Source organism: Streptomyces sp. NPDC019443, from assembly GCF_044389785.1.
Taxonomy (GTDB): domain Bacteria; phylum Actinomycetota; class Actinomycetes; order Streptomycetales; family Streptomycetaceae; genus Streptomyces.
Map to the genome: position 1 here is coordinate 143,110 of NZ_JBIRYJ010000003.1, position 12,210 is coordinate 155,319.

General features: G+C 69.7%; 10 protein-coding genes. 3 read left to right on the forward strand and 7 right to left on the reverse strand.

Annotation, left to right across the window (positions count from 1 at the left end):
* Positions 1-699, reverse strand: coding sequence for an HAD family hydrolase (locus tag ACH492_RS11115; RefSeq protein ID WP_398985063.1), 699 nt, complete (start codon positions 697-699; stop codon positions 1-3).
* A gap of 98 nt (positions 700-797) precedes the next feature.
* Positions 798-3,182, reverse strand: coding sequence for a phosphoketolase (locus tag ACH492_RS11120; protein ID WP_398985065.1), 2,385 nt, complete (start codon positions 3,180-3,182; stop codon positions 798-800).
* Between the two features lie 37 nt (positions 3,183-3,219).
* Between ACH492_RS11120 and ppk2 the strand changes: the two genes are divergently transcribed.
* Positions 3,220-4,035, forward strand: coding sequence for a polyphosphate kinase 2 (ppk2, locus tag ACH492_RS11125; RefSeq protein ID WP_398985067.1), 816 nt, complete (start codon positions 3,220-3,222; stop codon positions 4,033-4,035).
* Between the two features lie 24 nt (positions 4,036-4,059).
* Here the strand turns inward: ppk2 and ACH492_RS11130 are convergent, their stop codons facing one another.
* Both ACH492_RS11130 and ACH492_RS11135 read right to left on the reverse strand, forming a co-directional pair.
* A complete protein-coding gene (locus ACH492_RS11130; RefSeq protein WP_398985069.1) occupies positions 4,060-4,935 on the reverse strand; it encodes a universal stress protein in 876 nt (291 codons plus the stop codon).
* A 190-nt stretch (positions 4,936-5,125) separates the two neighbouring features.
* Complete coding sequence (locus ACH492_RS11135; RefSeq protein WP_398985071.1) at positions 5,126-5,839, reverse strand: TetR/AcrR family transcriptional regulator; 714 nt, start codon at positions 5,837-5,839, stop codon at positions 5,126-5,128.
* Between the two features lie 215 nt (positions 5,840-6,054).
* Here ACH492_RS11135 and ACH492_RS11140 point away from each other — a divergent pair, with 215 nt between their 5' ends.
* A complete protein-coding gene (locus tag ACH492_RS11140) occupies positions 6,055-6,816 on the forward strand; it encodes a DeoR/GlpR family DNA-binding transcription regulator (RefSeq protein WP_398986189.1) in 762 nt (253 codons plus the stop codon).
* A 140-nt stretch (positions 6,817-6,956) separates the two neighbouring features.
* Here ACH492_RS11140 and ACH492_RS11145 read toward each other — a convergent pair whose 3' ends face one another.
* The 3 genes from ACH492_RS11145 to ACH492_RS11155 are packed head-to-tail and all read right to left on the reverse strand — an operon-like array spanning position 6,957 to position 10,593.
* Positions 6,957-9,266: an FtsX-like permease family protein gene (locus tag ACH492_RS11145; protein ID WP_398985073.1), complete on the reverse strand. Its 2,310-nt coding sequence runs from the start codon at positions 9,264-9,266 to the stop codon at positions 6,957-6,959.
* 2 nt (positions 9,267-9,268) lie between these two features.
* Positions 9,269-10,090 carry an ABC transporter ATP-binding protein gene (locus ACH492_RS11150; protein ID WP_398985075.1) on the reverse strand — a complete coding sequence of 274 codons (822 nt, stop codon included), beginning with the start codon at positions 10,088-10,090 and terminating at the stop codon, positions 9,269-9,271.
* Positions 10,087-10,593 (reverse strand): PadR family transcriptional regulator, encoded by a 507-nt coding sequence (locus ACH492_RS11155; RefSeq protein WP_398985077.1) that lies wholly within the window; start codon positions 10,591-10,593, stop codon positions 10,087-10,089. Before ACH492_RS11155 ends, ACH492_RS11150 begins: the two co-directional genes overlap by 4 nt.
* Before the next feature lie 166 nt (positions 10,594-10,759).
* Here ACH492_RS11155 and ACH492_RS11160 point away from each other — a divergent pair, with 166 nt between their 5' ends.
* Positions 10,760-12,031 carry an ABC transporter substrate-binding protein gene (locus ACH492_RS11160; RefSeq protein ID WP_398985079.1) on the forward strand — a complete coding sequence of 424 codons (1,272 nt, stop codon included), beginning with the start codon at positions 10,760-10,762 and terminating at the stop codon, positions 12,029-12,031.
* Positions 12,032-12,210: the final 179 nt, after the last annotated feature.

Sequence of the window (12,210 nt, forward strand, 5' to 3'; positions counted from 1 at the left end):
TCAGTCCTCCGGGTCAAGAAGTTCCGCGAGGTCACGGACCACGATGTCCGCACCGTGCTTCAGCAGTTCAGCACGGGTCTCGTCGGTACGGGCCCGGTCCACGCCGACGACCAGGCCGAAGCCGCCGCGCAGCCCCGCCTCCACTCCCGCCAGGGCGTCCTCGACGACGGCGGTGCGTGAGGCGGGCATGCCGAGCCGACGGGCCGCCTCCAGGAACAGCGCGGGGTCGGGCTTGCCGGGCAGTTGCAGGCGTCCCGCCTCGCCGCCGTCCACCAGAGCGTCGAAGAGGCTCAGCACTCCCGCGTGTTCGAGGAGTTCACGGGCGTGCCGGGAGGCGGAGGCGGCGGCCAGGGGCACGCCTGCTGAGCGGAGGGTGTGCAGCAGTCGGACCGTGCCGGGGAAGGCATCCACGCCGTGCTCGCGCAGGCGCGCGGTGAACAGCCGCTCCTTGTTCGCGGCAACGGCCTGCACGTCCGCGTCGGTCAGCCGCAGCCCCCGGGACTCCAGGAAGGCCGCGGCCCCGTCGAGGCGCGACCTGCCGTCTACGTACCGCAGATAGTCCTCCACTACGTCGAAGGGGCGTCGCTGGACGGGATCGGCGGGAGGGTGGTCGCGCAGGAAGGCGTCGAAGGCCGTCTTCCAGGCGGCGGCGTGCACCCGCGCGGAGTCGGTGATCACTCCGTCGGTGTCAAGGACCATGGCCGCCGTGCCCCGTAGTGCCCGGGGCAGGCCTGCCGTGCTGTTCTGCGTCGGGTTCACCTCATTTCGTCGATATTTCGTCGATAGGGGGACGGGTTTCAACCGGTCCAGATCCAGTCGGCGATCTCGGGCAGATCGGTGCCGTGTACGCGGATCCAGGCGTGGTGGCGGGTGCGGGCGTCGGCCATGTGCTGGCGTACGGCGGCGGCGCGCACGCCGAGGCCGGGGACGCGGTCGATGACGTCCATGACCAGCCGGAAGCGGTCCAGGTCGTTGCGTACGACCATGTCGAACGGCGTCGTGGTGGTGCCCATTTCCTTGTAGCCACGGACATGGACATTGACGTGGCCCGCGCGGCGGTAGGCGAGCCGGTGGATGAGCCAGGGGTAGCCGTGGTACGCGAAGATCACCGGCTTGTCGCGGGTGAACAGTCCGTCGTATTCGAAGTCGGCCATCCCGTGCGGGTGTTCCTCGCGGGGCATCAGCCGGGTCATGTCGACGACGTTGACGACCCGCACGGCGAGGTGGGGCAGGTGCCGGCGCAGCAGCTGCGCGGCGGCCAGCACCTCCTGGGTGGGGACGTCGCCCGCGCAGGCGAGCACGACGTCCGGCTCGCGCTCGCCGTGCGCCGTTCCGGCCCACTCCCAGACGCCGGCGCCGCGGGCGCAGTGGACGCGGGCCTGGTCCATCGACAGCCAGTCGAAGCACGGCTGTTTGCCGGCGACAATCACATTGACGTAGTCGCGGCTGCGCAGGGCGTGGTCGGCCACGGACAGCAGGGTGTTGGCATCCGGCGGCAGGTAGACGCGTACGACCTCGGGGCTCTTGTTGAGTACGTGATCGACGAAGCCGGGATCCTGGTGCGAGAAGCCGTTGTGGTCCTGCCGCCAGACATGAGAGGTCAGCAGGTAGTTGAGCGAGGCGACGGGGGCCCGCCAGGTCAGTGCCCGGGACGTCTTCAGCCACTTGATGTGCTGGTTGACCATCGAGTCGACGATATGGACGAAGGCCTCGTAGCAGGAGAACAGTCCGTGCCGGCCGGTGAGGAGATAGCCCTCCAGCCAGCCCTGGCAGAGGTGTTCGGAGAGGACCTCCATGACCCGGCCGTGCCGGGAGAGGTGTTCGTCGGTCGCGGTGGTCTGCGCCTGCCAGGCCTTGCCGGTGGCGCCGAAGACGGCGCCCAGCCGGTTGGAGTCGGTCTCGTCGGGCCCGACGAGCCGGAAGTCCCGGCGCCCGGACGTGGCCTCCATGACCTGTTCAAGGAGACTGCCGAGGACCCGGGTGGGCTCGTGCAGGGTCGATCCCGGCTTGTCGACGGGCACGGCGAAGCGGTCAAGATCGGGGATCGGCAGGTCGTGCAGGAGAAGGCCGCCGTTGGCGTGCCGGGTGGCGCCGAGGCGCCGGGCGCCCTCGGGGACGCAGGCGAGGACGTCGGCGGTGGGGCGGCCCAGCGTGTCGAAGAGCTCCTCCGGCCGGTAGGAGCGCAGCCATGCCTCCAACTGCCGCAGGTGCTCCGGGTTTTCCCGTACGCCGGACAGCGGGACCTGGTGCGAGCGCCAGGTGCCTTCGACCGGTACCCCGTCGACCTCGGCCGGTCCGGTCCAGCCCTTGGGCGTACGCAGGACGATGACGGGCCAGTGCGGCCGCTCGGTGACGCCGTCCTCACGCGCGGTGCGCTGCAGGATGGCGATGTGCTCCAGGGCGCCGTCGAGGGCGGCGGCCATGGCACGGTGGACCTGGAGGGGGTCGTCGCCGGTGACGTGGATCGGATCGTGTCCGTATCCCCGCAGCAGGTCGTCGAGTTCGGGCTCGGGGATGCGGGACAGGACCGTCGGGTTGGCGATCTTGTATCCGTTGAGGTGGAGGATGGGCAGCACCGTCCCGTCGTGGACGGGGTCGAGGAACTTGTTGGAGTGCCAGGAGGCGGCGAGCGGTCCTGTCTCAGCCTCGCCGTCGCCGATCACACAGGCGACGAGCAGATCCGGGTTGTCGAGTGCGGCGCCGTACGCGTGCGCCAGTGCGTAGCCGAGTTCACCGCCCTCGTGGATCGAGCCGGGGGTCTCCGGGGCTACATGGCTGGGCACCCCGCCGGGGAAGGAGAACTGCCGGAACAGCGTCTCCATGCCGACGGCGTCCCGGCTGACGTTCGGGTAGATCTCGCTGTAGCTGCCCTCGAGCCAGGAGTTGGCCAGGACCGACGGGCCCCCGTGTCCGGGGCCCCAGATACACAGGGCGTCGAGCCCGCGGGCCTTGATGACGCGGTTGAGATGGGTGTGGACGAGGTTGAGCCCCGGGGACGTGCCCCAGTGGCCGAGCAGCCGCGGTTTGATGTGCACGGGTTCCAGAGGTTCCCTCAGCAGCGGATTGGCCATCAGATAGATCTGCCCGGCGGCCAGATAGTTCGCGGCACGCCAGTGGGCGTCCAGGGTGCGCAGCTCCTCCTCGGTCAGTACGGTGCTGTCCTGGTGCTTGACCTTGGGCATGAGTGACTCCGTTACGTCATCGAGCGTGGGAGGCGGTATGGCCGGCAAGAAGGCGCGGCCCGAAGCGCTGCCGCGTGCGCTGTACGAGCGGGAGCTCCTGCGGCTGCAGACGGAGCTGGTGAAGGTCCAGGAATGGGTGCGCGCGGAAGGCGCGCGACTCGTGGTGGTGTTCGAGGGGCGGGACGCGGCGGGCAAGGGCGGCACCATCAAGCGGGTCGCGGAGCATCTCAACCCCCGGGTCGCACGGATCGTGGCTCTGCCCACGCCCACCGAGCGCGAGCGCACGCAGTGGTACTTCCAGCGTTACATCGCGCACCTGCCCGCCGCGGGCGAAATCGCACTGTTTGACCGAAGTTGGTACAATCGGGCGGGCGTCGAGCATGTGATGGGCTTCTGCACGAAGGAGGAGCACCAGCGGTTCCTCCACCAGTGCCCTATCTTCGAGCGGATGCTCGTCGAGGACGGGGTCCTGCTGCGCAAGTACTGGTTCTCGGTGAGCGACGCCGTACAGGAGCAGCGGTTCAGGCGTCGCCTCGATGACCCCACGCGTCGGTGGAAGCTCTCGTCGATGGACCTGGAGTCCATCACCCGCTGGGAGGCGTACTCCCGGGCCAAGGACGAGATGCTGGTGCACACGGACATCGCGGAGGCGCCGTGGTTCGTCGTGGAGAGTGACAACAAGCGCAGAGCACGCATCAATACGATCGCCCATCTGCTCGCGTCCCTCCCCTACCACGAAGTGCCCCCACCGGCGCTCGAGCTGCCGCCGCGGCCACCGTCCACGGGCTATGTGCGCCCGCCACGTGATCTGCAGACGTACGTCCCCGACCACGCGGCCGGTCTGACCGGCTGAGCCGGCCTTGGCGCTCACGGGCAATCACGCCCGCTGCGGTACGACGGCCACGGGGCAGACGGAGTGGTGCAACATCGTGTGGGCGACCCGGCCGAGCTGGAGCCCGAAGTGCCCGTGCCGCCGCTGGGCGCCGACGATCAGCAGATCGGCCGCTGCCGAGGCTCTCATGAGCACCTTGCGGGCGGGGCCTTCGGCCGTCTCCCGGTGCAGCTCGACGGCAGGGTGGTCCGCCGCGGCTTCGCGCAGCGCCTCTTCGAGGGTCTCCGCGGCCTGGCTCTCGTGGTAGTGGGCCGCGTCTGACGCGAGCAGAGGCTGATCGGCCGTCTCGTGCGCGGGACAGCGCCAGGCCCGGACGGCGTGCAGGGCAGCCCGGCGTGCCTGCGCCTCCTGGAACGCGAAGCGAACGGCGGCCAGGCCCTGTGGGGGTTTGTCGACGCCAAGGACGATCCGCCGGTGCGTAATGCTCTGGGTGGCGTGGCTGCCGCGGATGACGAACACCGGGCAGTCGGCACGCGCGGCGACCGCCAGGCTGACCGAGCCGAGCAGCATCTCGGCGAGTCCACTTCGGCCGCGCGAGCCGGTGACCAGGGCGGAGGCGTTGCGGCCCTCACTCAGCAGGGCGGTCACCGTGTCATCGGGCAGGATGTCCGTCAGGATCTTCAGGTCCGGGTCGCGGAGGCGAGCGCGCTCCGCGGCGGAGCCGACGATGTTCTCGGCCATCACCCGCTCCGAGGGGCGGTCCGGTCCCTCGTCGAATGCGGCCCCTTCGTAGCGCTCCCACAACGACGCGTTCACCAGCCGCAGGGGCACCCCGTGCAGGGCTGCCTCATCGGCCGCCCAGTCCACGGCCCGCAGGCTGGACTCGGATCCGTCCACACCCACGACGAGGGGCAGCTCCATTGTCCCCACCTTCTTCCTTCCCCCCTCAGAATTCGGACTTTTCTGAGAACTCGAAGGCGATGCGGGCATCGGGCGAGACGCTGTCAACGGTAGTCGAAACCTGGTGCGGAGCCGAGGTCGGAACTGGCCAGGCACCAGAAGCGGCTGCCGCGGGCCGGACACCCCAACCGGACCCGCGACCGCTCGCTCCTCACCTCAGCCCGAAGGCGTCCGCGAGCATGTCGAGTTGGGCATTCAGCAGGGTCCGGGCCTGGTCTCCCATGCCGGCGTACTGGCCGGACACCTCCAGACTGGTGGTTCCGTGCAGATGCGACCAGGCCAGCACCGTCCCGGCGAGCGCGGTCCCGGCGCGTGCGTCGTCCGCGGCCAGGCCCGTGTATGCGTGCAGCCAGTCGGCGACCGCCGGGTCCTTGCGCACCCACCCCTCCATCTCGGTGACCACCGGCCGCACCACCTCGGTGGCCTCGCCCTGGGCGAAGACCTTCACGAACGGCCCCATGGCCGCCCTCGCCCGCTGCGCGGTGTCCGGCGGAGCCGCGTAACCGGGCACCGGACTGCCCTGGATCAGCAGGTAGCGGTGCGGCTGCGCCACCGCCCAGTCGAGATAGGCGGCACCGAGCGCGCGCAGAGCGAGCCTCGGGCCGGCCTGTGCGTCAGCGCCGACCCGGCCGACCTCCGCGGCGACATCGTCGTAGGCATCGCGGATCAGGTCGTTGAGCAAGTCGTCGCGGCTGGCGAAATACCTGTAGAGGGCCGGGCCGGACAGCCCCACCTCCTTGGCGATGCGGGTGAGCGCCACCCCCTGCGCGCCGCCCTCGGCCAGCTGACGCAGCGCGATCTCCTTGATCTCGGCGCGGGTCTGCTCGCGGTAGCGGGCCCGCGGGCTCCGTGTCTCAGCGGCCATGGCGTCCTCCAGCACATCGAATCGTCGTCACAGACCGTACCCCCTATTTCGATTGCAATAATAAATCTTGAGAGTTATTGTATATAACTTACGAGAGACAATAACACTCATGCCCAATACAGACATACTGGTCAAGGCCGATGGATCTTGTGGAGAATCCTGGCAGGCTCACAGGGAAGACCAGGGCCCTTCAGCACACCGAAGAGGAGAAGACCCTGGACGGCGACGAACGTCGGCGTGCCATTCTCACGGTCGCGCGACACAACGGATCGGTGGACGTCGCCGCCCTCGCGGTGGAGTTGGCGGTGTCCCTGGAAACCGTGCGCCGCGATCTGCGGATGCTGGAAGACAGCGGCCTGGTCCGGCGTAAGCACGGAGGGGCCTATCCCGTCGAGAGCGCCGGATTCGAGACGACACTCGCCGCCCGCACCACCCGGTACGTACCACAGAAGGCCCGAATCGCCGCGGCAGCCGTCGAGTTGCTCGGGGAGGCGGAGACCGTCTTCATCGACGAGGGTTACACCCCACAGCTGATCGCCGAGGCACTGCCCCAGGACCGTCGGCTGACCGTCGTCACCGCATCGATCACCACCGCCGGCGTGCTGGCCGGGCAGGACAACACGCAGGTACTCCTGCTGGGCGGTCGGGTGCGGGGCAACACGATGGCCACCGTGGATCACTGGGTGACAGACATGCTGGCCGGCCTGGTCATCGATCTGGCGTATGTCGGGGCCAACGGCATCTCCTGTGAGTACGGGCTGACCACCCCCGATCCGGCAGTCGGACATGTCAAGGCACAGGCAATGAAGTCGGCCAGACGCCGGATTTTCTCGGGGATCCACACCAAATTCGGCGCGGTGAGTTTCTGCCGGTTCGCCGAGGTGGCGGAGTTCGAGGCCATCATCACCGATACCTCGCTCACCGCTGCGGAGGCCCAGCGCTATGCGCTGCTGGGTCCCCAGGTCCACCGGGTGTGAGCAGTCCGCTCAGCGAGCGCTGCCCACCGGGCGGGGTGGCAGATCCTGCGGCAGCAGCGTGCGCAAGTCATCCACGCCGGGGGCGCGCAGAGTGCCGAGCCGCCGGGCTCGCCCCTTTACATCACAGGGTCTCGGTGACATCACAGGGTCTCGGTCAACGAATCCGCCAGTCGGCGGCGCGCGGTCCGGGTCGCCGGTACCGCCGCGGCTGCGACAGCACCCAGCACCGCGCCGGCCACGACCGAAGCCAGCAACAGCGCGGGCGGGACATGGGCAATACCGGCACCCATACCGCTGGAGCGGCCCTGCGTGTCCACCAGCCAGCTGCCGGACAGCACCCCCAGCCCTGTGCCGATCCCGGCAGCCAGCAGTGCCGTGAAGCCGGCGGCCGCCACGATCGCCGAGCTGATCTGACGAGGTGTCAGTCCGATCGCCTTGAGCGCGAGCAGATCACGGCCGCGGTCGCGGACGCCGGTGCCGATGACGGTCAGCAGCTCGGTGAGTCCGATCAGGGCCAGCACTCCGACAAGGGCCGCGATCACGCCCCGCGCCGGTTCCAGCCGGTCCGCCGGGTTGGATGTCTCTCGGATCTCCAGGGCGCCTCCGGCCGCCTCGGCGAGAGCGCTGCTCACCGCACGGGGTTCCGCGCCGGGACGCAGGACGAGATGGTAGAAGTCCGGCCGCAGTGCCGGGTCGCGTTCTTCAAGCGTGTCGATCGTCGTCGAGATGACCCGGCCGCCCGATTCCGGTTCGATGCTGCGTCCGACGATGTGCAGGATCTGCGGCCGACCCTCAACCGTCATCCGGACCCAGTCTCCGACCCGTACGTCCAGCAGATCGAGCAGGCCTTGTCCGGCGACCGCCTCGTCAGGGCCGTTGGCGGGGCGCCCCTCGACAACGGTGAAGGGGTAAGCAGCGCGGGCGGTGCCGAGCCCTCGCAGTGTGATGGTGCCGGTCTGTCCCGGCACCAGCGCCGCGACCTCCACGCCCGGATGGACAGCGGCGACGTCCGGGGGCGCGGTCAGCGCGCGTTGGAGATCCTGGCCGGTGAGGCTGCCGGGCTGCTCGGCCCGTACGGTCAGCGCTGCGGGTACTCCCATGTCCGCGGGGCGGCTGCGGAACATGTCCAGAGTGGACCAGGCGACGAGCGCAACCGTGATCATGAGGAGCGGCAGCGCAAGCCGGGCCACGGTGATCAGGGTGCGCGGCCGCCGGGGGAACGCAGCCCGCCACCCGAGTACCAGCGCGGGCGGCACCCGCATGCCGAGCGCCCGGCGGCCCAGCCCGGTCATCGGTGCGGCTGAGGGGAGTGCCGCCCGGGCGACCGGCACCGGCGGGACCCGGCCGGCTCGCCAGGCGGCGAGTGAGGTGGCGGTCGCGATCAGCAGCACCGCGCCGCTGGGGACGCCGATCATCAGGGCGGTGTGCCCGGGCAGGTCCTGCCACACCCCGGCCGCCTCCCCGATCGGGCCGGGTATCCGGGCACCCAGGAGGGCGATCGCCGCAGTGCCCAGGGTGACCCCGAGCAGCGCGAAGGCGAGGTGCTGGACGAGGAAGCCGCGTACCACCTGGCCCGGCGTGAATCCGATCGCCTTGAGAATCGAGATGTCCCTCAGCTGTCCGCGGATACGGGCGCTGATCGCCCCCGATGCGGCGAGCGCGGCGGCCAGCAGGGCACCCAGCCCGAACACGGCGAAGAGCTGCCCGAGCAGCCGCTCGTCGCCCCCGGCCTCGGCGCGCGCCTGCTGCCATTTGGCCACCTGGGCAACACGGTCGGCGCCGAGCAGAGTGACAGCCTGCTGGACGGTGAAGTCGGTGTCGTCCGGATCGTCCAGCCGCAGTCCCACGCTGTGGCTGGCGCTCCGCGGTGCGATGCGGTCGAGCGTGCCGGGCAGCACCCATCCGATACCGGGCTCTCCGCCCGGCCGGTAGCGGGGTTCCGCGGCTTCGGCGACACCGGCCACCCGGAGGGTGCGCGCGGTGCCGTCCGATCCCGCGACGGTCAGGGTGTCGCCCGGCTCCGCCCAGAGCACCCGCGCGAGGGAGCTCTCCAGTACGACGCCCTCTGCCTGCGTATCGAGCCAGTTCCCCTCGGTGACCAGTGGCCGGGCGATCTCCGGCGGGCGGGTGTCCGCCGCGCGAAGGGCCACGCTCGCCCTCACCCCACGGGATTCAAGGGTGGCTTGACCGGTGCGGTACGGCCCCGAGACACCGGCGACCCCGTCCAGTTCGGACAGCTCCGCCATGTCCGCGGCGACCCGGGTGTGGAGCCAGACATGGGCGCCCTGGGACTGGGTGAAGATCCGCTGCCACGGGTTGGCGGCATAGCTGAACAAGGCCACGGCCAGCAGCAGCGAAGCGATGATGCCGGCACTGGCCAGGACGACGAACACCGATTGTCCGCGGTGTGCCCGGAGATCGGCGTGCGCCCAGCGCAGAGTGGCCCGCACGGTCACTCCTTCAGTTCGAGTACGCCGGAGACGCCGCGGCCGGTGGTGCGGTTCCCGGCGCCGAGTGCCGCGTCGTCGGCTATTCGCCCGTCGAAGAAGCTGATGACACGGTCGGCCGCGCTGGCCATCCGTGCGTCATGGGTGACCAGCAGGATCGTCTGGCCGCGCTGATGGAACCGGGAGAGCAGCCGGAGCACTTCACGGGTGCCCTTGCTGTCCAGGCTGCCGGCCGGTTCATCGGCGAGCAGCAGCGCGGGATGGTTCACCAGTGCCCTGGCCAGGGCGACGCGCTGCTGCTCGCCGCCGGAGAGTTCGCCCGGCATGGACCGTTCCCTGCCTTCGAGGCCGAGTTCGGCGAGCAGTTCTGCCCGGCTGTCCCGGGCTGCCTTGGGCGAGGCGCCCGCGAGCAGCGCGGGCAGTTCGACGTTGTCGGCGACCGTCAGGTCGGAGACCAGATTGAAGAACTGGAAGACGATGCCGATGCTCCGGCGGCGCAGCACCGCCCAGCGGGCCTCGCGATACTCGTCCACCCGGCGGCCGTCGAGCCAGAGACGGCCGCTGTCGGGTCGCTGGAGCCCGCCGATGAGGTGGAGCAGCGTGGACTTGCCGGCGCCGGAGGGACCGGTGACAGCAACGAATTCCCCGGGCTGAACGGTCAGATCCACTCCGCGAACGGCGTGAACCGGTGCGCCTTCGCCGTGATGGGTCTTGGTCAGACCCTCGGCGCGCACGATCGGCACATTGTCCCCCTGACCAGGCGCGGCACCTTGACCAGGCGCGGCACCGGGTGCGCCCGGCGCGGCAAGAGCGGTGTCCTCGCTCATTCCAGCTCCTCCTGACAGCGTTCCAGCCAGTCGAGGTCGGCTTGCAGATGCAGCATCGCGCCCTCGATCAGCAGCTGGGAGACCCTGTTGTCCCGGTCCTCGGCCGCGGCCAGCTTCGACAGGTCACGCATGGTGTTCAGGTACTGCCGCCGCTGTTTGTTGATCAGCGTGATCGGGTCGGCAAGACCGGATTCGGGCGCGAGGGCGACCTTCATGAAGAACTCGTCCCTGACCCGCGGCTCGTCCGTGGTCTCTTCGAACCAGGCGAGTACGGCCTCCCGCCCGGCGTCGGTGAGCCGATACGTACGCTTGTTGGGCCTGCCGGACTGCTCGACGTCCTCGCCTGCGATCAGACCGGCCTTTTCCAGCCGCCCAAGAGTGACGTAGATCTGGCCGACATTCGGCTGAGGGTACGCGGCACCCAGGAGCTTCTCAAGGTCCTGCTTGAGCTCGTAACCGTGCGCCGGACCACGGGTGAGAAGTGCCAGGAGCGGCAGCCGCACGCGCTCCCTCCCTCCCGCTCCGTAGTTTCCTGTTGGCTCGGATACAGGGTGTGGTTCGCGCCACCCGCCTTCTCCGCCTGGACGTCTAGTATCGCCCATGCCTAACAGGTATACATAGGCCACATGGGACGGCGGCGCGGCCGGATCGGTGCACTGGGAGGAACCTATGCGGTGGATGCATGCCGCGGGTAGGGGGCTCCTCGTTGTCGCCGTGATCCTCGCGGGTTACGCGGGCTTCGGCGCCCAGTCGGAAACCGCGGCTCCCAAGGGCCGCGGGCCCATGACGCTGGTGACGGCGGGCGATCTCACCGAGTATCTCGGTCCGCTGCTGGACGACTGGAACCGCGGCCACGCGAAGGAACAGGTCACGCTCGTCGAGCTGCCCGACTCCGCGGACGAGACCCGGGCCCAGATGATCAGCGAGCTACGGTCCGGCAGCGACCGGTTCGACGTACTGAACATCGATGTGGCCTGGACCTCCGAGTTCGCGGCTGCAGGATGGATCTCCCCCCTGCAGCCGGAGCAGTTCCCGCTGGACACCTTCCTGGCGCCCGTGGTGGACACAGCCACCTTCGACGGCCGCCTGTACGCCGTCCCCTATGTCACCAACGCCGGGCTGCTGTACTACCGCAAGGACATTCTCGAGCGGGCGGGCGAACGGCCGCCGCGCACTTGGGCGGAGCTGGCCCGGCAGGCCCGGGATCTGGCCCCCGAGTACGGCATGGACGGCTATGCCGGCCAGTTCCTGCCGTACGAGGGACTGACGGTCAACGCCACCGAGGCCGTTCATTCGGCGGGCGGCTCGATCCTGCGGGACGACGGCGCCCGGGTCACGGTGGACTCGGCCGCGGCCCGGGCCGGACTGGAGTTCCTGGCCGACGGAGTACGGGACGGCTGGATCTCCCCCAAGGCCCGCGGCTACAAGGAGGAGGAGTCCCGGCAGGCCTTCCAGGACGGCCGGCTGCTCTTTCTGCGGAACTGGCCCTACGTGTACTCGGTGGCCAACGCGCCGGGTTCGAAGGTGGCCGGCGCATTCGGTGCGGTGCCGCTGCCCGGACCGTCCGGACCGGGCACGAGTGTGCTCGGCGGCTCCAATCTCGCGGTCAGCAGCCACTCCCGGCACCCGGAGTCGGCCGCCGACCTGATCGCCTATCTCACCAGCGAGCGCGTCCAGCGCCAGGTGCTCACCGAGGGCTCGCTGCCACCGGTACGCGCCGCGCTGTACGAGGATCCCGCTCTGATCCGGGCCTACCCGTATCTGCCGACACTGCGGCAGAGCGTGCTGGCGGCCGAGCCGCGCCCCAAGAGCCCTCGGTACGACCAGGTGAGCCTCGCCGTGCAGGCCGTCGTCCAGGACGTCATGGCGCTGCGGCAGACGCCGCAGCAGGCCGTCGCACGGCTGTCCCGCGAGCTGGGATCGATCTCCCGCAAGGGCTGAATCTGCCTGCCGTCTCCCTCAGCTCGCTAATTACTTGTTAAGTAGCAGCCCACTCTGGCATACCCCCAAATATACGGGCATACCTGGACCGTTTCTCGCAGCATCGTTGACACGCTGCCGTCACTCCTACTTAACATGCATGCATAACAGCGCACCCGCTCTGGGGCGCACTCGCATCC

Coding starts and splice junctions, on each gene's coding strand:
- ACH492_RS11120 (WP_398985065.1), bottom strand. CDS start 3,182: ATGCCCAAGGTCAAGCACCAGGACAGCACCGTACTGACCGAGGAGGAG.
- ACH492_RS11160 (WP_398985079.1), top strand. CDS start 10,760: ATGCGGTGGATGCATGCCGCGGGTAGGGGGCTCCTCGTTGTCGCCGTG.
- ACH492_RS11150 (WP_398985075.1), bottom strand. CDS start 10,090: ATGAGCGAGGACACCGCTCTTGCCGCGCCGGGCGCACCCGGTGCCGCG.
- ACH492_RS11130 (WP_398985069.1), bottom strand. CDS start 4,935: ATGGAGCTGCCCCTCGTCGTGGGTGTGGACGGATCCGAGTCCAGCCTG.
- ppk2 (WP_398985067.1), top strand. CDS start 3,220: ATGGCCGGCAAGAAGGCGCGGCCCGAAGCGCTGCCGCGTGCGCTGTAC.
- ACH492_RS11135 (WP_398985071.1), bottom strand. CDS start 5,839: ATGGCCGCTGAGACACGGAGCCCGCGGGCCCGCTACCGCGAGCAGACC.
- ACH492_RS11115 (WP_398985063.1), bottom strand. CDS start 699: ATGGTCCTTGACACCGACGGAGTGATCACCGACTCCGCGCGGGTGCAC.